This is a genomic window from Metapseudomonas resinovorans, assembly GCF_002003485.1.
Lineage (GTDB): Bacteria > Pseudomonadota > Gammaproteobacteria > Pseudomonadales > Pseudomonadaceae > Metapseudomonas > Metapseudomonas resinovorans_D.
Map to the genome: position 1 here is coordinate 145,501 of NZ_BDMA01000034.1, position 25,649 is coordinate 171,149.

Annotated in this window: 25 protein-coding genes and 1 riboswitch; of the genes, 15 read left to right on the forward strand and 10 right to left on the reverse strand. The window is 64.1% G+C overall.

Translation table 11 applies throughout. The features are described from left to right. Positions 1 to 62: 62 nt before the first annotated feature. From MnOB_RS10730 to ahcY, 3 genes are all read right to left on the reverse strand, one after another. Positions 63 to 824, reverse strand: coding sequence for a substrate-binding periplasmic protein (locus tag MnOB_RS10730; protein ID WP_077524205.1), 762 nt, complete (start codon positions 822 to 824; stop codon positions 63 to 65). Between the two features lie 171 nt (positions 825 to 995). Next, positions 996 to 1,841, reverse strand: coding sequence for a methylenetetrahydrofolate reductase [NAD(P)H] (gene metF / locus MnOB_RS10735; RefSeq protein WP_077524206.1), 846 nt, complete (start codon positions 1,839 to 1,841; stop codon positions 996 to 998). Between the two features lie 94 nt (positions 1,842 to 1,935). Next, positions 1,936 to 3,345, reverse strand: a complete 1,410-nt coding sequence (gene ahcY, locus MnOB_RS10740) for an adenosylhomocysteinase (protein WP_077524207.1) — start codon at positions 3,343 to 3,345, stop codon at positions 1,936 to 1,938. 22 nt (positions 3,346 to 3,367) lie between these two features. After that, a riboswitch (S-adenosyl-L-homocysteine riboswitch) is annotated at positions 3,368 to 3,471 on the reverse strand. 183 nt (positions 3,472 to 3,654) lie between these two features. Between ahcY and MnOB_RS10745 the strand changes: the two genes are divergently transcribed. Further along, entirely contained in the window at positions 3,655 to 4,044 is a 390-nt protein-coding gene (locus tag MnOB_RS10745) for an acyl-CoA thioesterase (protein ID WP_077524208.1), read from the forward strand. Positions 4,045 to 4,128: 84 nt separating this feature from the next. On the opposite strand, the gene MnOB_RS10750 is transcribed toward MnOB_RS10745, so the two are convergent. Then, positions 4,129 to 4,512 carry a DUF1090 domain-containing protein gene (locus MnOB_RS10750; RefSeq protein WP_077524209.1) on the reverse strand — a complete coding sequence of 128 codons (384 nt, stop codon included), beginning with the start codon at positions 4,510 to 4,512 and terminating at the stop codon, positions 4,129 to 4,131. Between the two features lie 166 nt (positions 4,513 to 4,678). On the opposite strand from MnOB_RS10750, the gene MnOB_RS10755 reads away from it, so the two are divergent. Next, entirely contained in the window at positions 4,679 to 5,131 is a 453-nt protein-coding gene (locus MnOB_RS10755; RefSeq protein WP_077524210.1) for a c-type cytochrome, read from the forward strand. Here the strand turns inward: MnOB_RS10755 and ligB are convergent. From ligB to MnOB_RS10770, 3 genes are all read right to left on the reverse strand, one after another. Further along, positions 5,125 to 6,795: an NAD-dependent DNA ligase LigB gene (ligB, locus tag MnOB_RS10760; RefSeq protein ID WP_077524211.1), complete on the reverse strand. Its 1,671-nt coding sequence runs from the start codon at positions 6,793 to 6,795 to the stop codon at positions 5,125 to 5,127. The two genes, MnOB_RS10755 and ligB, sit on opposite strands and share 7 nt — an antisense overlap. Before the next feature lie 171 nt (positions 6,796 to 6,966). Further along, positions 6,967 to 8,157 (reverse strand): methionine adenosyltransferase, encoded by a 1,191-nt coding sequence (gene metK, locus MnOB_RS10765; RefSeq protein ID WP_077524212.1) that lies wholly within the window; start codon positions 8,155 to 8,157, stop codon positions 6,967 to 6,969. 19 nt (positions 8,158 to 8,176) lie between these two features. Further along, complete coding sequence (locus tag MnOB_RS10770) at positions 8,177 to 9,178, reverse strand: ArsR/SmtB family transcription factor (protein ID WP_077524213.1); 1,002 nt, start codon at positions 9,176 to 9,178, stop codon at positions 8,177 to 8,179. Between the two features lie 207 nt (positions 9,179 to 9,385). Between MnOB_RS10770 and tkt the strand changes: the two genes are divergently transcribed. The 7 genes from tkt to MnOB_RS10805 all read left to right on the forward strand — a co-directional run bounded on the left by tkt (position 9,386) and on the right by MnOB_RS10805 (position 16,206). After that, positions 9,386 to 11,386 carry a transketolase gene (gene tkt / locus MnOB_RS10775; protein WP_077524214.1) on the forward strand — a complete coding sequence of 667 codons (2,001 nt, stop codon included), beginning with the start codon at positions 9,386 to 9,388 and terminating at the stop codon, positions 11,384 to 11,386. A 98-nt stretch (positions 11,387 to 11,484) separates the two neighbouring features. After that, positions 11,485 to 12,534, forward strand: coding sequence for an erythrose-4-phosphate dehydrogenase (gene epd, locus MnOB_RS10780; RefSeq protein ID WP_077524215.1), 1,050 nt, complete (start codon positions 11,485 to 11,487; stop codon positions 12,532 to 12,534). 28 nt (positions 12,535 to 12,562) lie between these two features. Further along, complete coding sequence (locus MnOB_RS10785) at positions 12,563 to 13,723, forward strand: phosphoglycerate kinase (RefSeq protein ID WP_077524216.1); 1,161 nt, start codon at positions 12,563 to 12,565, stop codon at positions 13,721 to 13,723. Between the two features lie 65 nt (positions 13,724 to 13,788). Continuing rightward, entirely contained in the window at positions 13,789 to 13,983 is a 195-nt protein-coding gene (locus tag MnOB_RS10790; protein ID WP_077524217.1) for a hypothetical protein, read from the forward strand. A 46-nt stretch (positions 13,984 to 14,029) separates the two neighbouring features. Beyond that, the gene (locus tag MnOB_RS10795) at positions 14,030 to 14,347 is read left to right on the forward strand and encodes an MliC family protein (protein ID WP_077524218.1); all 318 of its coding nucleotides are present in this window, start codon (positions 14,030 to 14,032) and stop codon (positions 14,345 to 14,347) included. A gap of 265 nt (positions 14,348 to 14,612) precedes the next feature. Continuing rightward, entirely contained in the window at positions 14,613 to 15,677 is a 1,065-nt protein-coding gene (gene fba, locus MnOB_RS10800; RefSeq protein ID WP_077524219.1) for a class II fructose-bisphosphate aldolase, read from the forward strand. Positions 15,678 to 15,744: 67 nt separating this feature from the next. After that, complete coding sequence (locus MnOB_RS10805) at positions 15,745 to 16,206, forward strand: hypothetical protein (protein WP_077524220.1); 462 nt, start codon at positions 15,745 to 15,747, stop codon at positions 16,204 to 16,206. A 132-nt stretch (positions 16,207 to 16,338) separates the two neighbouring features. Here the strand turns inward: MnOB_RS10805 and MnOB_RS10810 are convergent, their stop codons facing one another. Next, complete coding sequence (locus MnOB_RS10810; protein WP_077524221.1) at positions 16,339 to 17,010, reverse strand: polysaccharide lyase family 7 protein; 672 nt, start codon at positions 17,008 to 17,010, stop codon at positions 16,339 to 16,341. Positions 17,011 to 17,537: 527 nt separating this feature from the next. On the opposite strand from MnOB_RS10810, the gene MnOB_RS10815 reads away from it, so the two are divergent. The 4 genes from MnOB_RS10815 (at position 17,538) to MnOB_RS10830 (ending at position 20,721) form a co-directional block, all read left to right on the forward strand. Then, positions 17,538 to 18,032, forward strand: coding sequence for a YgjP-like metallopeptidase domain-containing protein (locus MnOB_RS10815; RefSeq protein ID WP_077524222.1), 495 nt, complete (start codon positions 17,538 to 17,540; stop codon positions 18,030 to 18,032). Positions 18,033 to 18,085: 53 nt separating this feature from the next. Then, entirely contained in the window at positions 18,086 to 18,841 is a 756-nt protein-coding gene (locus tag MnOB_RS10820; protein ID WP_077524223.1) for a substrate-binding periplasmic protein, read from the forward strand. A gap of 84 nt (positions 18,842 to 18,925) precedes the next feature. Further along, positions 18,926 to 19,786, forward strand: a complete 861-nt coding sequence (locus tag MnOB_RS10825) for an HDOD domain-containing protein (protein WP_234358232.1) — start codon at positions 18,926 to 18,928, stop codon at positions 19,784 to 19,786. 44 nt (positions 19,787 to 19,830) lie between these two features. After that, positions 19,831 to 20,721, forward strand: a complete 891-nt coding sequence (locus MnOB_RS10830) for a hypothetical protein (RefSeq protein WP_077524225.1) — start codon at positions 19,831 to 19,833, stop codon at positions 20,719 to 20,721. A 45-nt stretch (positions 20,722 to 20,766) separates the two neighbouring features. Here the strand turns inward: MnOB_RS10830 and MnOB_RS10835 are convergent, their stop codons facing one another. Next, complete coding sequence (locus MnOB_RS10835) at positions 20,767 to 21,000, reverse strand: DUF1127 domain-containing protein (protein WP_077524226.1); 234 nt, start codon at positions 20,998 to 21,000, stop codon at positions 20,767 to 20,769. A 187-nt stretch (positions 21,001 to 21,187) separates the two neighbouring features. On the opposite strand from MnOB_RS10835, the gene MnOB_RS10840 reads away from it, so the two are divergent. Next, a complete protein-coding gene (locus MnOB_RS10840; protein WP_077524227.1) occupies positions 21,188 to 22,606 on the forward strand; it encodes an aminotransferase-like domain-containing protein in 1,419 nt (472 codons plus the stop codon). A 215-nt stretch (positions 22,607 to 22,821) separates the two neighbouring features. Beyond that, entirely contained in the window at positions 22,822 to 23,277 is a 456-nt protein-coding gene (locus MnOB_RS10845; RefSeq protein ID WP_077524245.1) for an REP-associated tyrosine transposase, read from the forward strand. Positions 23,278 to 23,405: 128 nt separating this feature from the next. Here MnOB_RS10845 and yccS read toward each other — a convergent pair whose 3' ends face one another. Continuing rightward, positions 23,406 to 25,583 carry a YccS family putative transporter gene (gene yccS, locus MnOB_RS10850; protein ID WP_077524228.1) on the reverse strand — a complete coding sequence of 726 codons (2,178 nt, stop codon included), beginning with the start codon at positions 25,581 to 25,583 and terminating at the stop codon, positions 23,406 to 23,408. Between the last annotated feature and the right edge of the window lie 66 nt (positions 25,584 to 25,649).

The following is a 25,649-nucleotide window of genomic DNA, read 5'->3' on the forward strand; positions in this document are numbered from 1 at the left end:
GCGTATGCCTGACGGAGCGCCGAGTATAACAGCTCCTCGCGAATGTACAGCCCTCACGGCGCTCAACGGTTGCTGGAGATTTCACGATCCGGTTCGCGATAACGGGCCACCAGTTGCGCGTATGCCGGCTCCTGCTTGAAGCGCTTGAGCGCTTCGCCGAAAGGCGCAGCGAGGCTTTCCAGCTGTGCTTGACGGCGAAAAGCGAGGTACAGGCGGTCGCGGCCGATCACGCGTTGATGGTTGGCGATCTGCGCCTGCAGTCCCATCTGGCGAACCAGGAACTGGCCGGCGCGGCGATCGTTGACCACGAGGTCGACGCGGTCACGCACCAGCTTGCCGAGGTTGGCCTCGTGGGTGGGCGCTGGCTCGCGGATGAACAGTGGCGAGGTGCGAAAGGCCTGGTCGGCGTACCAATAGCCGGGCGAGACGCCGATCTTCAAGCCCCGCAGATCGGCCAGGCGCTGGAATGGATAGGGCCGTTGCCGCGCATAGAAGAGTACGAATTCCACTTCCGACAGCGGCTCCGCGGGGAAGGCCATCTGCGACTCGCGCTCCTGCTTGTGGAAAATGTCCAGCACCGCGTCGGCCTGCCCGCTTTCCAGCTCCACCAGGCAGCGCTTCCAGGGCATCAGACTCCACTGGACCTCGATGCCCATCCGTTGGAAAACGATGGAGCTGGCTTCGTAGTCCAGGCCACGCAACTGGCCGTTCTCTTCGTAAATGTAGGGGGCCCAGGGCTCGCTGACGATGCGCAGGGGCTCGGCCTGGACGACTGAACTCAGGCACGCGAGCAGGGCGAAGAGAACAATGTTGAATAGTGGCATGTGGCCAGATTACGTGGCCGCACGCGCAATGGGTAGTAAGCCGAAGGTCAAAGCACCGAAGGTGTGACCGCCGTCGCCTCTGCCGGCACTTGCACTTCCTACGCGGCCATCCGGATGCGGAAAAGAAAAAGGCCGGGACAATGCCCGGCCTTTTCGTCTTCTACGGCGAACTCAACGCGGAAGGTTGAGGTTCTTCCAGATTGCCAGGCTCGGTTCGGCCTGGTTCAGGGTGTAGAAGTGCAGGCCGGGGGCGCCGCCCTGGAGGAGCTGTTCGCACATCTCGGTGATCACCTGCTCGCCGAAGGCCTGGATGCTCTGCACGTCATCGGCATAGGCCTCCAGTTGCTTGCGGATCCAGCGCGGGATTTCTGCGCCGCAGGCGTCGGAGAATCGCGCCAGCTTGCTGTAGTTGGTGATCGGCATGATGCCCGGCACGATCGGGATATCCACACCCAGCTTGCGTGCGCGCTCGACGAAGTAGAAGTAGCTGTCGGCGTTGAAGAAGTACTGGGTGATCGCGCTGCTGGCGCCGGCCTTGACCTTGCGCACGAAGTTGGCGAGGTCGGCCTCGTAGCTGCGGGCCTGGGGATGAACTTCCGGGTAGGCGGCGACTTCGACATGGAAGTGGTCACCGGTTTCCGCGCGGATGAACTCGACGAGTTCGTTGGCGAAACGCAACTCGCCGCTGGCCATGCCCATGCCCGACGGCAGGTCGCCGCGCAGGGCGACGATGCGCTGGATGCCGGCGTCCTTGTAGTGGGCCAGCAGGGCGCGCAGTTCGGCCTTGCTGTCACCGACGCAGGACAGGTGCGGCGCGGTGGGCACCTTCACCTCGCCATCCAGCTGCAGCACGGTCTGCAGGGTACGGTCTCGGGTGGAGCCGCCGGCACCATAGGTGCAGGAGAAGAAATCCGGCTGGTAGCTGGCCAGGGTGCGGGCGGTGGCCATCAGTTTTTCGTGCCCGGCTTCGGTCTTGGCGGGGAAGAACTCGAAGCTGTAACGGCGTTCTTGGGACATGGGTCTTTCCAGGCTCGGGAGCAAGAGACGGAGGGCGCGCCCTCCGCCAGGCTGAAAACGGGGGTGAACGGGACGCGCCCGTCCACCCGGACCATCAGTAGCGGTAGGTGTCCGGCTTGAACGGGCCTTCCACGGTCACGCCGATGTAGTCGGCCTGCTGCTTGGTCAGCTGGGTGACCACGCCGCCGAAGCCCTTGACCATTTCCAGGGCCACTTCTTCGTCCAGTTTCTTCGGCAGTACTTCCACGGTCAGGCGCTCGGCTTTCTTCTCGGCGGAGAGGTCAGCGAACTTCTGCTCGAACAGGAAGATCTGCGCCAGCACCTGGTTGGCGAAGGAGCCGTCCATGATGCGGCTCGGGTGGCCGGTGGCGTTGCCCAGGTTCACCAGGCGGCCTTCGGCCAGCAGGATCAGGTAGTCGTCGTTGGCCGGATCGAAGGCGCCAGCACCGGTGCGGTGAATCTTGTGCACCTGCGGCTTCACTTCTTCCCAGGCCCAGGTCTTGCGCATGAAGGCGGTGTCGATCTCGTTGTCGAAGTGGCCGATGTTGCAGACCACGGCGCGCTTCTTCAGGGCCTTGAGCATGCCGGCGTCGCAGACGTTGACGTTGCCGGTGGTGGTGACGATCAGGTCGATCTTGCCCAGTAGCGCGGCGTCGACGCTGGCTTCGGTGCCGTCGTTGATGCCGTTCTTGTAGGGGGAGACCAGCTCGAAGCCGTCCATGCAGGCCTGCATGGCGCAGATCGGGTCGACTTCGGAGACCTTCACGATCATGCCTTCCTGGCGCAGGGACTGGGCGGAGCCCTTGCCCACGTCGCCGTAGCCGATCACCAGGGCCTGCTTGCCCGACAGCAGGTGGTCGGTGCCGCGCTTGATGGCGTCATTCAGGCTGTGGCGGCAGCCGTACTTGTTGTCGTTCTTGCTCTTGGTCACAGCGTCGTTGACGTTGATCGCCGGGACTTTCAGGGTGCCGGCCTTGAGCATGTCGAGCAGACGGTGCACACCGGTGGTGGTTTCTTCGGTGACGCCGTGGATGCGCTCGAGCATCTGCGGGTATTTCTTGTGCAGGATCTCGGTCAGGTCACCGCCGTCGTCCAGCACCATGTTGGCGTCCCACGGCTGGCCGTCCTTGAGGATGGTCTGCTCGATGCACCACTCGTACTCCTGCTCGGTCTCGCCTTTCCAGGCGAACACCGGGATGCCGGCGGCGGCGATGGCGGCGGCGGCCTGGTCCTGGGTAGAGAAGATGTTGCAGGACGACCAGCGCACTTCGGCGCCCAGGGCAGTCAGGGTTTCGATCAGCACGCCAGTCTGGATGGTCATGTGGATGCAACCGAGGATCTTCGCGCCTTTCAGCGGTTGCTGGCCGGCGTACTTGCGACGCAGGCCCATCAGGGCCGGCATTTCGGATTCGGCGATGATCAGCTCGCGGCGGCCCCAGGCGGCCAGGGAAATGTCGGCGACCTTGTAGTCGTTGAAATCGGCAGGCGTCATGACAGCGCTCATGCGTGAGTCTCCATTCGTAGTGTGCGAATGGGCGCCGTTGATGCGTTTTGAAAACGCCCCTTCCGAGCCTGACAGGCGGAACCTGAGTCGAAACAGGTACCACTTGCTGCAGCGCCCCTCGGATGGGTGGCGGGAACGACCAGACTGTGCCGGCCGTTTGAAACTTGCGGATTATAGCGACGTCGATGGGCAAGCCCAAGGTTTTCCGTCGCCCGGCCGCGCACCTATCGTGTCCATTGAAAGCCTTGTCGCGACAAGCCGTAGCCGGGCGTCCATGATTCATCGCATCTCACACAAGGAGGACGCCGCATGAACTTTCATACGCGCAAATGGATCAAGCCCGAAGACCTCAACCCCAACGGCACGCTGTTCGGCGGCAGCCTGTTGAAGTGGATCGATGAGGAAGCGGCCATCTACGCCATCATCCAGCTCGGCAGCCAGCGCGTGGTCACCAAATTCATTTCAGAGATCAATTTCGTCAGTTCGGCACGCCAGAGCGACATCATCGAACTGGGCATCACCGCCACCGAGTTCGGCCGTACCTCGCTCACCATGTGCTGCGAAGTGCGTAACAAGATCACCCGCAAGAGCATCCTGACCATCGACAAGATGGTTTTCGTCAACATTGGCGAAGATGGCCTGCCGGCGCCCCATGGCAAACGGGAAATCACCTATATCAAGGACCAGTTCAAGGAGTAGGCCGCGCCACCGAGCCAGGCCCGGCCAGGGCACAGGCGACGGGGCGGGGCAGGGGCCTCACATGGTTTCGTCTGATTGGGGTGGTCAGTTTTCCAGCGCCTTCTGCGCTGCGGACAATTCGGCCCGCGCCTCTTCCAGCTTGGCCTGGCGTTTGGCGATCTTTTCCGAATCGCCCTTGGCCTGGGCTTCACGCAGGTCAGCTTCGCGCTGGCGGACTTCGGCCTCGTATCCGGCAACCTTCGCCTCTCGCTCCTGGCGCAGTCCGGCTTCGGTGCAGTTGGCCTTCACCTCCGCCAGGGCCTTTTCCAGCCCGGCCTGCTGGGCGGCATTGCCCTGGGCCTTGGCGACTTCGATACGTTGTTCGATGGCCTGACGCTTGGCCGCGCAACCCGTTTCGGCAGCGAGGAGGGGCTGGGTCAGCAGGGCACCGGCGACCAGGACGAACGGAAGGGAAAGACGTCGCTTCATCGGTTTTCTCCTTGATTGCGAAAGATCTGATTGTGGCTGGAAAAGCGCGCTGGTGCGGCGCGGAGCTGCAATTCCATGATCTGCGACAAACTGTCGCCAGGCTTGGTATTTGCCGGACAGGTGGGGATACTGTCGCCCGCCTTCAGCCTTACCCGTGATTCTGTCGATGAATGCCAAGAAGCTTCTGATCCTTGCCGCCGCCTGTCTGAGTCTTGCTGCCTGTGGCGGTGTGGACCCCAATTCGCCGCTGGGCAAGCGCCAGGCGATCTTCAAGGAAATGCTGCGTACCAGCGAAGACCTCGGTGGCATGTTGCGCGGTCGCATCAGCTTCGACGAGCAGCGTTTCGCCACGGGAGCGACCAAGCTCGACCAACTGTCCCGCGAGCCCTGGCAGCATTTCCCGCAAGTTCAGGAAGGTGACGCCGACAGCGCCGCCCGTGACGAAGTCTGGCAGCGGCAGGAGCGCTTCAAGGAGCTGGTACGCGAACTCGAGGCCAGCACCGGCCAACTCGCCAGCGCCGCCCAGGCTCGTCCGGTCACCGCCCAAGGCGTCGCGCCGCTGGTACAGAAGGTGGAAGACAGCTGCGAGGCCTGCCACAAGGAATTCCGCGCCTATTGAGGTGCGGAAAACCCATCCACCCCGGCCGCACCAAGACGTTCCGCCAGCGCTAGCACTTCGGTTTCCTGGAAGAAGGCCGCCAGTTGCCTGGCCTTGCCCGGCCCGACGCCTGCCAGTTCCTGCCATTGCGCAGGCGTCCTGACTGCCAGCGCCGTCCAGTCCCCTTCCGGTTTCCAGGCGCCCATGGCCGGCAACCCCAGTGCGCTCAGCCACTGCCTGAAAGGCCGCCCCCTCGCTTGCCCGAAGGTCTCCACCAAGGCGGCCGCGCGCATCGTGCCGATGCCCGGCCGGGCCTCAAGGGCGGCAGCATCCAGATCAAGCCAGCCCAGCAGTCCATCCAGTTCCAGGCGCGCCCAGGTGCCGCGTCCTAGCCCGGCGAGCCCTAGGCCCTTGGGACCGCCGAGCCACTCCAGGCGCGAGAGGAATTGCTCGCGGCAACCGGGTTCCGGGCGAAAGCAGCTGAGTGCGTGATAACGGCCCGGCTGTGGCGCTTCCATCTGCGGACGTTCGCTGGCGCGCAGTACCACGGATTCCAGCCGTGGGATGGTGAGCCCGGCCAGCGCGATGGCGACCTGGTCGCCGGGACGGATGTCCAGTTCGCGCCAGCGCTTGAGCGAGCCGAGGCCGACGCGCTGGATACTCCGGCCATCCAGTTCCACCGGCGACAGGTTCAGCAGTGGCGTGACCCGGCCGGTCCGCCCTACCTTGAATTCCACTGAGCGCACGTCCGCCAGGGCCATGGCGAACGGGTATTTCCAAGCCACGGCCCAGCTCGGCGGTTCCGGCTTCCAGCGCTGTGCCGCAGGCCGCGTGCCCTGGCGAATGACGATGCCGTCGCTGGCGAACGGCAGTGGCGAGCGGTACCAGCGTTCGCGCCAGGCGGCGATGTCTTCTGCATGTGTGACGGGGCGGGTCAGCGCTTCGGCATCGGCGAAGCCCATGGCCTTGAGGCCTTGCAGGCGCATTTCCATCTGCGCCGGGCCATCCGGCCAGTCCCAGACGAAGAGACCGATACCGCCGGCATCGTGCTCGGTCAGCGTGCGTCGATTCAGCAGCCCGGCCACTTTGCCGCGTGCGCCCTGGCCGCCTCGTTCCGCCTGCACATGACCGTCCAGCCGCCAGTACAGCTCGCCCTGCAGCACGGCGTCGCCAGTGTCGGTCAGCCTTTCGGGAATGGCGGCAATGCGCCGGGCCTGGTGCGTCCAGTCCTGTCCCTGGCTGCCATCGCCGCGGCTTATGGCCCGAACCAGGCGCCCTTTGCGATAACTCAAGGTAACGGCGACTCCATCCACCTTGGGCTGGACCCAGAGATTGCGTCGTTGGCCCATCCAGCGGCGCAGGTCGTCGATGTCTCGCAACTTGTCGAGGCCCGTCTGGGCGACCGGGTGGCGAGTCTTGCCGGAACTACCCGCGAGGGGATGACTCACCGGCGAGGTCGCGCCGGGAAAGCACTCGCTCAAGCGCGCAAGGCGGGCGCGGGCCTGGTCGTAGAGCTCATCCTCCACCGGCGAGCGACCCTCGCTGTGGTAGGCGAAATCCCAATCGGCGATCCGGCTTGCGAGGGATGCGAGTTCGGCTTGGGCGCGGACGCTTTGCCAATCAGGGCAGGCATCGGCCAGGGCGAGGCCGGGGAGTAGGGCGAGAAGGGATGTCCAGGTTTTCACGGCGAGCCTCCATGCTCACAGGGGAGGCGGCCAGTCTAGGAGTGGCGCTTGTCAGCGGGCGCTGAATCACGTGTCCGTTCGGGCGTAGCAACTTGTGGGGATTCTGAATCGTGGCGATGACCCAACAAAAAGCCCCGCACGAGGCGGGGCTTTCTGCAGATCGGTCAGGGCTTAGATGCCGGCGGCAATGCGCAGGGCTTCGGCCTTGTCGGTCTTTTCCCAGGTGAACGCGGTGAAGGTGTCTTCGCCGTAGCTCATCTCGTAGGGGTTGCGACCGAAGTGGCCATAGGCCGCAGTCGGCTGGTACATCGGGTGCAGCAGGTCGAGCATCTTGGTGATCGCGTACGGACGCAGGTCGAAGTGCTCGCGGACCAGTTGGACGATCTTGTCGTCGCTGATCTTGCCGGTGCCGAAGGTGTTGATCGAGATGGAGGTCGGCAGGGCCACGCCGATGGCGTAGGACACCTGGATCTCGCAACGCTCGGCCAGGCCTGCGGCGACGATGTTCTTGGCAACGTAGCGGCCGGCGTAGGCAGCGGAACGGTCAACCTTGGACGGGTCCTTGCCGGAGAACGCGCCGCCACCGTGACGGGCCATGCCGCCGTAGGAGTCGACGATGATCTTGCGACCGGTCAGGCCGCAGTCGCCCACCGGGCCGCCGATCACGAAGTTGCCGGTCGGGTTGATGTGGAACTGGGTGTCCTTGTGCAGCAGCTCGGCCGGCAGCACGTGCTTGACGATCAGCTCCATCACGCCTTCGCGCAGGTCGGAGTACTTCACGTCGGGGTTGTGCTGGGTGGACAGCACGATGGCGTCGATGCCGACGACCTTGCCGCCTTCGTAGCGGCAGGTGACCTGGCTCTTGGCGTCCGGGCGCAGCCACGGCAGCAGGCCGGACTTGCGGGCTTCGGCCTGGCGCTCCACCAGACGGTGGGAGAAGCAGATCGGGGCCGGCATCAGCACGTCGGTTTCGTTGCTGGCGTAGCCGAACATCAGGCCCTGGTCACCGGCGCCCTGGTCTTCCGGCTTGGAGCGGTCAACACCCTGGTTGATGTCCGGGGACTGCTTGCCAATGATGTTCAGGATGCCGCAGGTGGCGCCGTCGAAGCCGACGTCGGAGCTGTCGTAGCCGATGTCGATGATGACCTTGCGCACCAGCTCTTCCAGGTCGACCCAGGCGGAGGTGGTGACTTCACCGGCGATGATCGCTACGCCGGTCTTGACCAGGGTTTCGCAGGCAACGCGGGCGTGCTTGTCCTGGGCGATGATGGCGTCGAGGACGGCATCGGAAATCTGGTCGGCAATCTTGTCCGGATGGCCTTCGGACACGGATTCGGAGGTAAACAGGGAGTATTCGCTCATCTATCGGTTTTCCTATTCGTTACCGGTGGGTGAGTTCGCTTCGTGAATCCGGTTTGGCGAAGTGCCTTACCTGAATCTGAAAGCCGTTTCGCAAGCCAATGTAGAGGCTCTCGCCGGGCGTGAGCCCCGCGGCATTGGCCCAACGGGCCAGGTCGTCCTGTTCGAAGCCCAACCATAGATCGCCGCAGGCCTCCCTGGCCCAACTCTGGTTGTGGCTGCACAACTCGGTCACCAGCAGCGCGCCGCCTGGCAGTACGCGCTGGGCCAATTGTTTCATCGCATCGGCCGGCGCCGCGAAATGGTGCAGGACCATGTTCAGCACCACGCAGTCGGCGGCCGCCTGCTCGTCATTCAGGGCATCGGTCAGTCGCAGGTCGACGTTGCCGAGGCCTTCTTCGTTACAGCGCATGCGCGCCAGTTCCAGCATGGCCGGACTGTTGTCCAGCGCCGTGACCTGGCTGAAGCGTCGTGCCAGGTCCGGCAGGAAGCCCCCATCGCCGGGTCCGACCTCCAATGCAGTGGCCGCGGACTCGAAGCTCAGCGCGTCGAGCAGTGCCAGCACGCTGTCACGGTATTGCGGCAATCCTGCGATGAGGTCTTGCTGCTCCTGGAATTTTTCCGCCGCACGGGCGAAGTAATCGCGGCTGACCGCTTCACGCTGGGCATGCACTTCGGCAATGCGCCCAGCGATATCGGCCGGCAGATCAAGCTCGTCCACTTCAGCCAGCAGGGCCGTGTGCAACATGCCGCCGAACCGCTCGTTCTGCGCCAGGGCGCGGCGGTAGAAGATCGCATTGCCTTCGCGCCGGGTGGCCACCAGGCCTGCCTGGGACAGCACCTTGAGGTGGTGACTCATGCCTGATTGGCCGGTGGCGAAGATCTGCGCCAGTTCCAACACGCCGAACGAGTCGTTGGCCAGCACCCGCAGCACGTTCAGACGCAGCGGATCGCCGCCGGCCTTGCACAGGGCAGCCAGTTCGTCGCTGTCGTCATGGCGGATCTGGGGTACGCGCAGGCTCATAGGGAGGGCAGTCTAGCCCCCGACCCCCGGGGTCGCAATGCCAATATCAAAAAGTTTTGATATTGGCTGATCGGCGGTTGGCCGGGCCCTTCGCGCGGTCGACCGGTGAAACTGCGACCATCTGTGATTGCCCGCGACCTGCCGGCTGGGCGAAAATAGCGGCCTTTTTTCGATTAGCCGTCTATTCAGACCTGCAGGAGATAAGCGATGCCCAGCCGTCGTGAGCGTGCCAATGCCATTCGTGCCCTGAGCATGGATGCTGTGCAGAAAGCCAACAGCGGCCACCCCGGCGCCCCCATGGGAATGGCCGATATCGCCGAAGTGCTCTGGCGGGATTACCTGCAGCACAACCCGAACAACCCCGAATGGCCCAACCGCGACCGCTTCGTGCTGTCCAACGGCCACGGCTCGATGCTGAACTACTCGCTGCTGCACCTGACCGGCTACGACCTCAACATTGAAGACCTGAAGAACTTCCGTCAGCTCGGCAGCCGCACCCCGGGCCACCCGGAATACGGCTACACCGCCGGCATCGAGACCACCACTGGTCCGCTGGGCCAGGGCATCGCCAACGCCGTTGGCTTCGCCATCGCCGAAAAGACCCTGGCGGCCCAGTTCAACCGTGAAGGCCACAACATCGTCGATCACAACACCTACGTGTTCCTCGGTGATGGCTGCATGATGGAAGGCATTTCCCACGAAGTCTGCGCGCTGGCCGGCACCCTCGGCCTGGGCAAGCTGGTCGCCTTCTACGATGACAACGGCATCTCCATCGACGGCGAAGTCCACGGCTGGTTCACCGATGACACGCCGAAGCGCTTCGAAGCCTACGGCTGGCAGGTGATCCGCAACGTCGACGGCCATGACGCCGACGAGATCAAGACCGCCATCGAGACCGCGCGCAAATCCAGCGACCGTCCGACCCTGATCTGCTGCAAGACCGTGATCGGCTTCGGTTCGCCGAACAAGCAAGGCAAGGAAGAGTGCCACGGCGCCCCGCTGGGCAACGACGAGATCGCCCTGACCCGCGCCGCCCTGGGTTGGAACCACGCGCCCTTCGAAGTCCCGGCCGACATCTACGCCGAGTGGGACGCCAAGGCCGCCGGCGCCTCCCGCGAGGCCGAGTGGAACGAGCGTTTCGCCGCCTACGCCGCCGCCCATCCGGAACTGGCCGCTGAGTTCCAGCGCCGCATCAAGGGCCAGCTGCCGACTGACTTCTCCGCCAAGGCCGATGCCTACATCGCGGAAGTCGCCGCCAAGGGCGAAACCATCGCCAGCCGCAAGGCCAGCCAGAACGCCCTGAACGCCTTCGGCCCGCTGCTGCCGGAATTCCTCGGCGGCTCGGCTGACCTGGCCGGCTCCAACCTGACCCTGTGGAAGGGCTGCAAGGGTGTGTCCGCCGAGGACGCTTCCGGCAACTACCTGTTCTACGGCGTGCGCGAGTTCGGCATGAGCGCCATCATGAACGGCATCGCCCTGCACGGCGGCTTCATTCCCTACGGCGCCACCTTCCTGGTGTTCATGGAATACGCCTGCAACGCCGTGCGCATGGCCGCGCTGATGAAGAAGCGCGTGCTCTTCGTCTACACCCACGACTCGATCGGTCTGGGCGAAGACGGCCCGACCCACCAGCCGGTGGAGCAACTGGCCAGCCTGCGCTGCACCCCGAACCTGAACACCTGGCGTCCGGCCGACGCGGTGGAATCCGCCGTGGCCTGGAAGGCTTCCGTCGAGCGCAACGACGGCCCGAGCGCGCTGATCTTCTCCCGCCAGAACCTGCCCCACCAGGCTCGTGATGCCGTCCAGGTGGCGAACATCGCCCGTGGTGGCTACGTGCTGAAGGACAGCGACGGCGAGCCCGAGCTGATTCTGATTGCCACCGGTTCCGAAGTGGGCCTGGCTGTGCAGGCTTTCGACGCGCTGACCGCCGCCGGCCGCAAGGTGCGTGTGGTGTCGATGCCGTCCACCAGCCTGTTCGATCAGCAGGAAGCCGCCTACAAGCAGGCCGTGCTGCCGGTGCAGGTTGGCGCGCGTATCGCCATCGAAGCTGCCCACGCGGACTTCTGGTACAAGTACGTCGGCCTGGAAGGCCGCGTGATCGGCATGACCACCTTCGGTGAGTCGGCGCCGGCCGCCGCTCTGTTCGAGCACTTCGGCTTCACCGTCGACAACATCGTCGGCACCGCCGAAGAACTGCTGGACGTCTGATCCGTTGGTAGGAGCGAGCTTGCTCGCGAAGCGTTTGTTTCGCGAGCAAGCTCGCTCCAACGGGTTTTCTTCTTCCTTCCCGGCCCTGCGAGCGCACCATGCCAAGCAACCGCCCCTTCAAAGTCGCCCTCAACGGCTACGGCCGCATTGGCCGTTGCGTGCTGCGCGCGCTCCATGAGCGCAGTGGCGGGGCGAGCTTCGAGATCGTCGCGCTGAACGACCTGGCCGACCAGGCCAGCATCGAATACCTGACCCGCTTCGACTCCACCCACGGCCGCTTCCCTGGCGAAGTGCGGGTGGATGGCGATTGCCTGCACATCAACGGCGACTGCGTGAAGGTGCTGCGCCACGCCGAGCCGGAGGGCATCGACTGGGCCGCCCTGGGCGTGGACCTGGTGCTGGAGTGCTCTGGCCAGTACACCCACCGCCAGCAAGCCGAGCGTTTCCTGGCTGCCGGCGCGCCACGTGTGCTGCTGTCCCAGCCGATGTCGACCGAATCGGACATCGACGCCACCATCGTCTTTGGCGTCAACCAGGACAGCCTGACCGGCACCGAGAAACTGGTGTCCAACGCATCCTGCACCACCAACTGCGGTGTGCCGCTGCTGAAACTTCTCAACGAGTCCGTGGGTCTGGAGTACGTCTCCATTACCACCATCCACTCGGCGATGAACGACCAGCCCGTGATCGATGCCTACCACCACGAAGACCTGCGCCGCACCCGCTCTGCGTTCCAGTCGGTGATCCCGGTGTCCACCGGCCTCGCCCGTGGTATCGAGCGCCTGCTGCCAGAACTGACTGGGCGCATCCAGGCCAAGGCGATCCGCGTGCCGACGGTGAACGTGTCCTGCCTGGATATCACCCTGCAGACCGCCCGTGACACCTCGGCCGACGAGATCAACCGCGTGCTTCGCGAGGCCGCCGAAAGCGGTCCGCTGAAGGGGCTTCTGGCCTACACCGAGCTGCCCCACGCCAGCTGCGATTTCAACCACGATCCCCATTCAGCCATCGTCGACGGCAGCCAGACCCGCGTGTCCGGCCCGCGCCTGGTCAACCTGCTGGCCTGGTTCGACAACGAATGGGGCTTCGCCAACCGTATGCTCGACACCGCAGACCACTATCTGCGGGTTTCCGCTGCCTCTCGTTAACAACCAGCCCCCGTGAAGGACTGACCCCATGACCGTGTTGAAAATGATCGACCTCGACCTCCAGGGTAAGCGCGTGCTGATCCGTGAGGATCTCAACGTGCCGGTGAAGGACGGCGTCGTGAAGAGCGATGCGCGCATCCTCGCTTCCCTGCCGACCATCAAGCTGGCACTGGAGAAAGGCGCGGCGGTAATGGTCTGCTCCCACCTGGGCCGTCCCACCGAAGGCGAGTTCTCCGAAGAGAACAGCCTCAAGCCGGTGGCCGACTACCTGAGCAAGGCCCTGGGCCGCGAAGTGCCGCTGGTGGCTGACTACCTGGGCGGCGTCGACGTTGCCCCCGGCCAGGTCGTGCTGTTCGAGAACGTGCGTTTCAACAAGGGCGAGAAAAAGAACGCCGATGAGCTGGCCCAGCAGTACGCCGCCCTGTGCGACGTCTTCGTGATGGACGCCTTCGGTACCGCCCACCGCGCTGAGGGCTCGACCCACGGCGTGGCCAAGTTCGCCAAGGTCGCTGCTGCTGGCCCACTGCTGGCTGCCGAGCTGGACGCCCTGGGCAAGGCCCTGGGCAACCCGGCCCGCCCGATGGCCGCCATCGTTGCCGGCTCCAAGGTTTCCACCAAGCTCGACGTGCTGAACTCGCTGTCGCAGATCTGCGACCAGCTGATCGTCGGTGGCGGCATCGCCAACACCTTCCTCGCCGCTGCCGGCTACAAGGTGGGCAAATCCCTGTACGAAGCCGACCTGGTCGACACCGCCAAGGCCATCGCCGCCAAAGTCAGCGTGCCGCTGCCGGTGGACGTGGTCGTCGCCAAGGAATTCGCTGAAAGCGCCGCTGCTACCGTCAAGGCAATCGCCGACGTGGCCGACGACGACATGATCCTGGACATTGGCCCGCAGACCGCTGCCCAGTTCGCCGAGCTGCTGAAGTCCTCGAAGACCATCCTCTGGAACGGTCCGGTAGGCGTGTTCGAATTCGACCAGTTCGGCAACGGCACCAAGGTCCTGGCCCAGGCCATCGCCGAAAGCCCTGCCTTCTCCATCGCTGGTGGTGGCGACACCCTGGCAGCAATCGACAAGTACGGCGTGAACGAACAGATCTCCTACATCTCCACCGGTGGTGGTGCTTTCCTCGAGTTCGTCGAAGGTAAAGTGCTGCCGGCCGTGGAGGTGCTGGAGCAACGCGCCAAGTAAAAGGCCTAAACCATGGCAGGCCCCCGTGGTCCCTTGATAGGGGATTGCAAAGAGGAGTGCCTGCCATGCGCTACGCTGCGATTCTGCTGATTCTGTGTGCTGGACTCTGGGGTTGTGCCGGTGGCAAACCGTCCAGCACCTGTGAAGTGATGAGCCCGCCCCAGGTGATAGTCCCGAGCAATCAGGATGACCAACGGGTGGAGGCTCAGGCCAGTGGCGACCCCACTGCGAGTAACGAAGGACAACAGCACTGCCCATGACGGAGCGGTGCGCGGATGGCCGGAGCCATCCCCCAAGGAGACGTGGATGAAAGGATGGTTCGCCCTCGCCGGCTGCGCGCTCTTGGCCGGTTGCGCCGGCCAGCAGGTCCCCAGCGATGACTGGACCCGCTGGGTGTGCGACAGCCAGACCGAAGTGCTCTGGCGTTTCAGCGATGCGAGCCAGGAGAGCGTCGACTTGCGCCTGGGCGGCGGCGATATCGTCCACCGCCTCAAGCGGGAACCCTCGGGCTCCGGCGCGCTCTACACCGACGGCAACCTCGCCTTCCACACCAAGGGTGATGAAGGCCTGGTTTACTGGGCGGCGACCGATGATCTGATTGGTCGTGGCTGCAAGGCGCCTTGAGAGCCGGTTCACGCTCTGCTGCGCGTCGGAATAACTGCGTTGAAAATGGCTTCGGAATGCTCATTTACAGCTCGTAAACTCCGCTTCCTCAGCCATTTTCGCCTTGTTCTTCTCTAGCTCGCTAGAGTGTGAACAGGCTCTGGAAAAGATTGATTTTCCCCGGGGGCGGGCGCATGACCGCTCCTCCCCGGGACCTTGAACCCGGCCTGCCCCTGCGGCAGGCTTTGTAATTTGACAGCCCACCCAATCGGGAGACTGAAACACCATGGCACTCATCAGCATGCGCCAGATGCTGGATCACGCCGCCGAATTCGGCTACGGCGTACCGGCTTTCAACGTCAACAACCTGGAACAGATGCGCGCCATCATGGAAGCGGCCGACAAGACCGATTCCCCGGTGATCGTGCAGGCCTCCGCGGGTGCTCGCAAATATGCTGGCGCGCCCTTCCTGCGCCACCTGATCCTGGCTGCTATCGAAGAATTCCCGCACATCCCGGTGTGCATGCACCAGGACCACGGCACCAGCCCCGACGTCTGCCAGCGCTCCATCCAGCTGGGCTTCTCCTCCGTGATGATGGACGGCTCCCTGCGCGAAGACGGCAAGACCCCGTCCGATTACGACTACAACGTCCGCGTCACCCAGCAGACCGTTGCCTTCGCCCACGCCTGCGGCGTGTCCGTGGAAGGTGAGCTGGGCTGCCTGGGCTCCCTGGAAACCGGCCAGGCCGGTGAGGAAGACGGCGTTGGCGCCGAAGGCATCCTGGACCACAGCCAGATGCTGACCGATCCGGAAGAAGCCGCCGACTTCGTCAAGAAGACCCAGGTGGACGCCCTGGCCATCGCCATCGGCACCAGTCACGGCGCCTACAAGTTCACCAAGCCGCCGACCGGTGACATCCTCGCCATCGATCGCATCAAGGAAATCCACAAGCGCATCCCCAACACCCACCTGGTGATGCACGGTTCTTCCTCCGTTCCGCAGGACTGGCTGGCGATCATCAACGAGTTCGGCGGCGACATTAAGGAAACCTACGGCGTGCCGGTCGAGGAAATTGTCGAAGGCATCAAGTACGGCGTGCGCAAGGTGAACATCGACACCGACCTGCGCCTGGCTTCCACCGGTGCCATCCGCAGCTTCCTGGCCAAGAACCCGGCCGAGTTCGACCCGCGCAAATACTTCGCCAAGACCGTCGAAGCCATGCGTGACATCTGCATCGCCCGTTACGAAGCCTTCGGCACCGCCGGCAACGCCTCCAAGATCAAGCCGATCTCCCTGGAAGGCATGTTCGCGCGCTACGCCAAGGGCGAGCTGGCCGCCAAGGTCAACTGATCCCTTAGCGTTTCACGAGGAGCCCCGCACTGCGGGGCTCTTTCGTATCCGGCAACAGGAGTTTCCGATGAGACTGCCCCTGATGATGGGCTTTACCCTGCTGCTCGCAGGATGTGCCGGCCAACCACCAGTGGCCCCCGTGCCGCCGCCCGAGCCGGTATCCAGCGATCCGCAGCAGTGCCTGGATCGCACTGACTGCACCACCAAGACCTCGCGCACCCTGATGTTCGTCTTCGACTACGCAGAAGCCGGCGACGCCCTGGTGCAGCGCAAGGGTGCCTGGCTGTTCACGCCCTCGGCGGCCAAGCCGGCGGGCTGGCCGTCGCTGAAAATCCGCCTGGCCGACCCGCCCACCGGGCGCTTCGAGTTCGCCAGCCAGTGCCCGGCGGGCAATTGCCGGATCAGCGAGGGGGACCTGCTGAGGGTGTATCGCAGCTATCTGGCGGGTGATCCCTGCGTTTTGACGGATGCGAAGGTTCTGGCTCGGTGCCTTGAGTCCGCCACCCTCTCCCCTAGCCCCTCTCCCTGAAGGGCGAGGGGAACTCAACCGTGCCACGATTGAGCGCCTTCCCCCGAAACCACTCCGAACGTGCCGGCAGGCGCCAAAGCTTCAGGCGCGAGTCACCCCTCTCCATCAGGAAGAGGGGTCGGGGGTGAGGGCTTAGGGCGCCCGATGCTCGATCTTCAAGCTGTAAAAGGTCGCCGCGCCCGCTTCCGTCTCATACCCCTCGTTGTCCTGCGCATACACCCCTGCCTTGAAATACAGCGGCTTCGGCGCCCACGCCGTGGAGAGCTGCTGGCTCCACAGGCTGCCATTCACCATGACGCTGAGCAGGCCATTCGGCGACAGGTCGATCACATAGCTGAAGCGCTGGTTCAGGGGGATGCCGCTGAGCAGCGGGATCACCGTGCTGGTTTCCTCGGTCGGCGAGTTGCGCACCTTCGCGACGATGTTCGCGGTCTGCGTCTTGGTCTTGAACTGATACTCCAGCTTGAGCAGTGGGCTGGTGCTGCCATGGGCATGGATCTGGCCGATTACCAGCTTGCCGGTGGAGGGCACCTGGCTGACGGCGAGGTTGGCGCTGAGCAGGTTGTCGGCGCTGGGGTAGGTCCAGTTGCGCAGCTTGCCGTCGGCATAGGTTTCGCGCAACTCGCTGCGTGGGTAGGTCGCATTGGCGGTGGTGGTGCCATTGACCGGCACCCAGAAGCGGACGGTGGTGCTGTCGTTCTGGAAGTAATAGTCGCGGTAGCCACCCACCAGCAGGGGCGTATCGATGGTGACGGCGGGCACACCTACGGGCAGGGTCAGGTTCCAGGTGGAAAGGTCGATCATGACGGAGTTCTCGAAAGGAACTTCCGGTCGGGCGCTGCGAATCCACGTCGCACAGGTGCAGGACGGCGTTCCGGCCAAAGTCGCTCGAACCAAAAGTGAAGGTTGCTGGTGGCAGTTGCCTGCCGTTTCGTCCGAAGGCGTTTGGCCGTCTCGCGAGCGCTTTATACGAAGGCGCTGGCGGGTTGTCAGTTACCGATTGTCGGCATATTGGCGTCAAAATTATGTCTAAATCGGGATTGGCCAGTATTGCGATATTGCCTTTATGGGGGTGGCCGAAAGCGGCCGGAAATGACCGCCCTTGATGGATAAGGAAATTTTCCCATCAGCCGCGCCGGTTTTTTGAAAGGCTCTGGCTCGGTGCTATCAGCGATGCGCGTGGCTCACTCGAGAGGGAATTTGCTCGAAAATTGAACTGCGTCGCAAAGCGCCAGGGAACTTTTCGAGGTGCGGTCGACTTGTCTGGAAGGCGCTCGCCGAACGCTGTGCTCGGGTAGACTGTCGCGCCTTCCATTCCCACCTGCCTTGTCATGACCAGTCTCAAGTACCTCCGTGGCTACCCAGCGCACCTCCAGGAACAGGTGGCGCAGATGATGGCCGCCGGCCGCCTCGCTGAGTACCTGGAGCGCCGCTATCCGGGCCGCCACGAAGTGCAGAGCGACAAGGCGCTGTACAGCTACGCCATGACCCTGAAGCAGGAGCACCTGCGCAACGCCCCGGCGCCAGACAAGGTGCTCTACGACAACAAGCTCGATGTGGTGCACAAGGCCCTTGGCCTGAACACCGCGATTTCGCGGGTGCAGGGCGGCAAGCTCAAGGCGAAGAAGGAAATCCGCGTCGCCTCGCTGTTCAAGGAAGCGGCCCCGGAGTTCCTGCAGATGATCCTGGTCCACGAACTGGCGCACCTGAAAGAGCGCGATCACACGAAGGCCTTCTACCAACTCTGCGAGCACATGCTGCCTGGCTACCATCAGCTGGAGTTCGACCTGCGCGTGTACCTCACCTGGAGTGAACTGCCGGGCTGAGCGCAACGCCGGCTGCTAGGCTCTGAAGTAGCAGCAGACCGAGGCCCGCGGACATGCGTCCGAGTTTTCGCACCCTCTGCGTCATTCTCTGGGTGCTGGGCCTGGTCCCCTTCGCCAATGGCCGCGAATTGCTCGCGGTCGGTACTGAATTCCCCGGTCTCTATGTTCTCGATGCCAAAGGAGTCCCCAGCGGCTTGGGCATCGATGTGATGCGCGCGATCGCCAAGGACCTGGGCGATCAGGTGCGCTTCGAAAGCTACCCTTGGGCCCGCGCCCAGAAGCTCGTGGAAGAGGGGCGCGCCGATGTGCTGATCGGCCCTTACCGCACGGCCGCGCGGGAGTTGCGCTTCCAGTTCGCCGAACCCGGTTTCTATCGCGACAGCGTGGTGTTCTACGCGCGCAGTGACTCGCCGGTGACCTGGGACGGCACCCTGACAAGCCTGAAGGGAAAACGCATCGCCATCATTCACGGCTGGATCTATGGTGAGCGCTTCGAGGCCATGCGCGGCCAGCTCGACCAGCACGTAACGCCCTCGGTCGAACTGGCGTTCAGGCTGCTGATGGCGGGCCGGGTCGATCTCGTCGCCAGCAACGAACGGGATTCCCGTCCGCGCATCGACGAGCTGGGTATCGACGCTCAGGTGCGCAAACTCACGCCGGTGATCGATACCCAGGTCGGCTACTTTGCCCTGCCGAGGGGCGACTCCCACCGGCAACTGCGTGACGATATCGGTCGCGTGCTGAAGAAGATGCGCGCCGATGGTCGGCTGAAGAAACTCGCCAAGCCTTACGGCGTGCCGCTCCCCTGAACAATCTGTCCGATTGCAGGCGGTTTCCCATGGGCGCCGGGAAGGCGTGTGGCTACACTGCGGCCACAAAAAAAGGGGAGAACCGTGTTGAACGCAGCAGAGTCGGATTACTCGATCTACCGCAAGGTGGTCACGCAGCTGATGAATGGCGAAGAACAACTGCCCAGCCTGCCGATGATCACCCTGGACATCCGCCGCGCCCTGGCCGATCCGAACGTCTCCGTCGCCCGGTTGAAGCAGGTCATCAGCAAGGACCCGGCGCTCAGCGCACTGCTGATGAAGCATGCCTCCAGCATCATGTTCCGTTCCAGCACGCCACCGCGGACGCTGGAGGACGTGATCCGCCTGCTTGGCTTGCAGGAGGTGGACCGCATCACCCTGATCCACAGCCTGAAAAGTCTCTTCACCCTCCACAGCGCCGCCCACAAGCAGCTGTTCATCGGCGTCTGGGGACGCCTCACGCGCCATGCGGCGATCAGCGCGGTACTTGCCCGCCCCCTGGGCTTCACCTCGCCGGACCATGCAATGCTGGCCAGCCTGCTTTGCGATGTCGGCGACCTGGCGGTGCTCTCCGCTTTCAAGGACGCCAGCCAGGTCCCGAGTCCGGAGGTCTACACGCGTCTTTGCCAGGAATACGGCCAGTCCCTGAGTGTAATCGTGCTGAAGAAATGGGCCGTGGATCAGAGCTACATCGACGTCGTGCGCAGCGCCAGGCAGTGGGACGTCGACACGGGCGACCGGCTCGGGCTGGTTGATCTGGTCAACCTGGGACTCTTCCATGCCTTGCGCGATGAAGGCCGACAGGCGCGCTTGCCAGCCATCGAACAGTTAGCCGCCTATCGCAAGCTGGCGCCTCCGCTGAATGCCCTGGACGCCGGCGGCGGCCTGGCCCTGGTGTCCGCCCATCAGGATGCGATCCAGCGCATGGCCAGCCTGCTGCGCTAGAGGGCGCACCTATACTCAGGCGTACCGCTCCGCCGGGGTGATCCATGCGCCGACTCTCGTTGCTGTGCCTCAGTTTGTGCCTGTGCTGGGCCAGCACCGTCGCGGCCGCCGAGCAATGGCGGGTGGCGGTGGCCGAAGTGCCCGGATTGGCCGAGGCGGATGGCACCGGCCCCCTGCTGGACCTGGTCCGCGCCATTGACCAGCAACTCCCGGACATCGACTTCGACCTGCAGATCATCCCGTTCGCCCGCACCTTTCACCTGCTGCAGAACGGTGAGTGCGAATTCCAGGTGCCCTTTCTCGGTAACTTGCCGCGCCTGCCGGCCGGATTGCGCTACGGCTCTGGTCTGCTCTGGGAGGTGCGCTTCGGCCTGTTCACCCGGCGTGCCAACAGCCTGAACGTGGCCCAACTGCTCGACCCGGCCCATATGCTCAGCGCCGAGCGATTGGCCGCCAGTGGTCTCGATGCCGGGCAACAGGCACAGCTGCAGCCCCTGCTGGGGCAAAGCTGGCGCGTCGATGAACTGCAGGAACAGCTCGCCGCGCCGGTCGTGACCCCCGCCCTGCGCAGCCTGGCGTTTCCTTACCAGGTCGAGACAGATCGTGCCCATGCGCCCTGGCTGGGTTTTCCGGCGCTGTCCGGCAACAGCATCGAGGGCAGCCTGCAGAAGCTGGTACGCGGGCGCATCGACGGTTACGTCTTCGCTGTGAACGAGACCGAACACGAAGTCGATCGCCTGGGCCTGCGTGAACAACTGCGTGCCCAGGACTTCGGTCTCTATCCGGTGCGCTGGCTGGTGCCGGACAACCCCCGTGGCAAGTACGTGGACAAGCGACTCGCCGAAGGTTTGCGCAAGCTCCAGGCACAACCCGGCTTCCAGGGCCTGCAAGTACCGTTGAACAAGCCTTCTCGCGACTGGAAGCCCTGGCCCTGACGGTTGCTTGGACTTACTCGGTCGAGCGCGTGTCCGCTCCGGCGTTCAGACTTTCCAGAAGGGTTTGAGGGCCTCTTCCAGCGCTTGTTCGCGGGTCAGTCCGATGTCCCGCAGGGCGTGGTCATCCAGCTCCAGCAGCTTGCGGCGCGTTTGCAGGCGCATCCAGAAACGGTCCCAGAAGTTGCCCGACTGCGTGGGGGCGGGGGATACAGGCGTGCGCTGCTCCTGTTCCAGTTCCCGTGCGTGGAGAGTCAGTCGTACATCGCTCAGGCCGTTCATCATTGCGTTCCTCATGCCCTGTGGTGGATCGGGGTGGGAACATGATGGCCGTCGGCAAATTCTCAATACAGATTCACGATCTGTATATTTTCTTCATACAGATTGCGTGGTTTCCTATCTGAATCCTCAGGTCAGCATCCATCTGTAATGGTTCTGCTGTGTGTTCACGCCGATTCGGGAGACTGTCATGAAGCTCTACATCAAGCTGGCCGAAACCCTCGGTGAACGCATCGAACAGGGCTATTACCGCCCCGGCGACCGCCTGCCGTCGGTACGCGCCCTGAGCCTGGAGCACGGCGTGAGTCTGAGCACGGTGCAGCAGGCCTACCGGATTCTCGAGGACGGTGGCCTGGCCGAACCCAGGCCGAAGTCCGGCTACTTCGTGCCGCCGCGTCGGCAGACACCCGCGCTGCCGGCGATGAGCCGGGCGCCGCAACGGCCGGTGGATGTGTCGCAGTGGAATGACGTACTCGACCTGATCAAGCGCAGCGCCAAGGACAACGTCCTGCAGCTCGGCCGTGGCATGCCGGACATCACCAGCCCGACCTTGAAACCGTTGCTGCGCAGCCTCGGCCAGATCAGCCGGCGCCAGGACGGCAGCGGCCTCTACTACGACAGCATCTACGGCACCGAAGCGCTGCGCGAACAGGTGGCGCGCCTGGCGCTGGATTCCGGCTGCCAGATCCCCTCCAGCGATATCGTCATCACCACCGGCTGCCATGAAGCGCTGTCGGTGGCGATCCGCTCCACCTGCGAGCCGGGGGACATAGTCGCCGTGGATTCGCCGAGTTTCCACGGCGCCATGCAGACTTTGAAGGGCTTCGGCATGAAGGCCCTGGAACTGCCCACGGACCCGCTCAACGGCATCAGCCTGGAAGCACTGGAAATGGCCCTGGAACAGTGGCCGATCAAGCTGATCCAGCTCACCCCGAACTGCAACAACCCGCTGGGCTACATCATGCCCGAGGCACGCAAGCGCGCCCTGGTCACCCTGGCCCAGCGCTACGACGTGCCAATCCTGGAAGACGATGTGTACGGCGACCTCGCCTACCAATACCCGCGTCCGCGAACCATCAAGTCCTTCGACGACGACGGCCGTGTGCTGCTCTGCAGCTCCTTCTCCAAGACCGTGGCGCCGGGCATCCGCGTCGGCTGGATCGCCCCCGGTCGCTACCTCGACCGGGTGCTGCACATGAAATACATCTCCACCGGTGCCACGGCGACCCAGCCGCAACTGGCGCTGGCCGAATTCATCGGCAAGGGCCACTACGAACCGCACCTGCGGCGCATGCGAACCCAGTATCAGCACAGCCGCGACCAGATGATCGACTGGGTGATGCGCTACTTTCCCGAAGGCACCCGCGCCAGCCGGCCCCAGGGCAGCTTCATGCTGTGGGTGGAACTGCCCGAGGATTTCGACACTCTGCGCCTGAACCGCGCCCTGCTGCCCAAAGGCGTACAGATCGCCGCCGGCAGCATCTTCTCCGCCTCCGGCAAGTACCGGAACTGCCTGCGGATGAACTACTCCTCCAAACCGACCCCGGCCATCGAAGCGGCAGTGCGGAAGGTGGGTGAGACGATCAGGGAGTTGATGGGGGAGGACTGATGGGTGGACCGCTACTTTGTGGGGGCGAATTTATTCGCTAAGGGTCGCGAAGCGGCCCCTGTGAGGAATACAAGGCAGACCTGCGGTCTGCTTCGCGAATGAATTCGCCCCCACAGGCAATTTCCTCGGCCTGGATCATCCCTTTCGCCACTGCGTGGCAGCCCATATCCGGCTGCGTGGGCCATAAAGTCATTGCCTTCAGAACAACAAGGGCAATGGACATGCCGAGTGACGATCTCCTCAAGGGCCGCGTTTCACGCGTTGGTCAGATCTATCTCATCACCACGACTACTGAAGCGCGCAGGCCGCTGTTCCGCGATTTCAATTGTGCGCGCCTAGTAATCACCGAGATGCGACGCCTGGAGGAGCAGAACCTGCTCCACTCCATAGCCTGGGTGCTGATGCCGGATCACCTGCACTGGTTGATTCAACTTCAGGGACCGATTTCCATGTCGACCATCATCAAGGTGCTCAAGGGCAGATCGGCGCGGAAATTGGGTTTCTGCCTTCAAGGTCATCAGGCGATATGGCAGAAAGGCTTTCATGACCACGCTCTGCGCAGCGAAGAGGACATTCGCAAGGTGGCTCGCTACATCGTCGCCAACCCATTGCGGGCGGGCCTGGTGGAGCGGATCGGCGACTACCCGTTCTGGGACGCGCAGTGGCTCTGAGTCTGTAGGGGCGAATTCATTCGCCAAGGGCGGCGCAGCTGCCCCCTGTGGTCGCGAAGGGCAGACCTTCGGCCTGCTTGGCGAATGAATTCGCCCCTACAAAGAATCTGCACCTCCGCGTGAGACCCTTAAGCCACCTTCCCCTCATTCAACAAATGCGCCGCCAGCGTCCTCAACGCCCCCAGCTGCCGGCAGATCAGTCCCAGTTCGGTCTGCACCAGGCGGGGGCGGTCGTCCATGTCTTCGGGAAGCTGCTCGAGGTTCTTGGCGAGTGCATCTTCCTCATCGCGATGGATGCTGATCGGGCGGCGCTCGGTCAGGCCCTGGGCGATGCAATCCAGGCTCTCGGCAATCTGTTCGGCGGCTTCGTTGATCGTTGGGGTCAGGGCTTCGCCGGGGGTCTCGCTGCGGTGCGCGCCGAGTGCGGAGAGGTAGCTCAGCAAGGTGTGGGAGAGCACCAGGAAGCGGAAGCCGATGTCCGCTTCCTTCCGGAAGTGGCCCGGCTCCATGAGCATGTTGGAGAGTGTGGTGGACAGCGCCGCGTCGGCGTTATGGGCGTTGCGCCGGGCCAGGCGGTAGGCCAGGTCGTCGCGTTTGCCGATGGCGTACTGCTGCATGATCTGCCGCAGGTAGCGACTGTTGCAGACGAGGGTGTTGGCCACCACCTGGTTGAGTCGGCGACCCTGCCAGTCGGGCAGGATGAAGATCACCGCCAGGCCGGCAATCAGCGCGCCCAGCAAGGTGTCCACCAGACGCGGCAGGAACAGGCCGTAGCTGTCACCGATCTGGTTGAAGCAGAACAGCACCATCAGGGTGATCGCGGCGGTGGCCAAGGTATAGCGGGTGGCGCGGGTGGCGAAGAAGATCACCCCGGCGACCACCGCGAAGACCGATTGCACCAGGGCGCTGGGGAACAGGTCGAACAGCGCCCAGCCCAGCGCCAGGCCGAGCAGCGTGCCGATGATCCGCTGGACCAGCTTGCGTCGTGTCGCGCCGAAGTTGGGCTGGCAGACGAACACCGTGGTCAACAGGATCCAATAACCCTGCTCGGGGTGGATCAGGTGCAGCATGCCGTAACCGGCGGTCAAGGCCACGGCCATACGCAGCGCGTGGCGGAACACCAGGGACGTCGGTGTGAGGTTCTGCCTGAGGCGTTCGAAGACGTCCTTCAGTCCCTTTGGCGAGCGGTCCAGCAGGCTGGCGTCCTGGGCTTCGGCGAGGGCGTCGGGATTGCTGGCGTCGATGAGCAGGCGGTCGAGAGTGCCGAGATTGCGCGCCAGCGCGTTGAGCGAGCGCAGCAGGCCGCGCCAGGCCGGGTTGCTCTGGATGCGCAGGTGCTCCAGGGATTTGTTCAGGTCTTCCAGGGCCTGGGCGCCATCCAGGTAGTCGAAGGGTTGGCGCATCTGGATTGCACGCCCCAGCGCCTGGCAGGCGCCGCCTTGCTGGCGCAGCAGGCGCTGGCAGCGGAACAGCACGTCGCTGTGGAAGAAGGCTTCGGCCAGCTCGTTGTAGGCGTAGTGGGAGGAGCTGGCGCGCTCGTGGATGTCCTGCGCCAGGAAGTACAGCTTGAGGTAGCGGCTGACCTTGGGGCCGGGCCGGCCATTGCCCACCCGGTGCAGGATGATTTCCTTGGTCGCGTTCAGTGCCGCCACCACCTTGCCGTTCTGCCGTGCCAGTTCCAGCCGGCGGGCTTCCACATCGAGTTGGCGCACCGGCTCCAGGAGCGCTGATTTCAATTTGAGGTACTGCCCCAGCTCGCGGTACAGCCTGGCGAGGCTCTGCTGCACCGGCTGGTGGGTGAAGAGCGCCTGCCAGAGCACCGAGAGCAGGCCGTACCAGGCGGCACCGGCCACCAGCAGGGCGGGTTCCTGCCAGAGATCGGTGAGCACGCCGCCACGCTGGTCGACGCCGATCATGGTGTAGACGGAGAGGATCAGTGTCGCCGACGCGATAGTGGCGTAGCGCTCGCCAAGGGCACCGAGCATGGTCAGGCCGAAGCTGGCCAGTGCCAGGGCGCTGACGAACACCCAGGGATAAGGGAACAGCAGTTCCACTGACAGCGAGGCAACGCTGAAGCAGCCGAGGGTCACCAGCAGTGCCGTCAGGCGGCCCTGCCAGCTGTCGTCGGTTTCAGCGAGGGCGCTGGCGATGATGCCGAGGAAGAGTGGGATCAGCAGATCCAGGCGATCCTGCTGCCAGCACAGCGCCATGCTCCCGGTGAGGGCGACGAAGACGCGCAGGCTGTAGCTGAACTTGTCCAGCGCCCAGAGGCGGCGCAGCGTTTGAGTGAATCGGGTCGAGGGCATAGGGGCCTTGTAGGCGAATGTCCGAGTACGGCTGTGCTGCCGCCTACAGCCTAAGGGCAGAGGGTG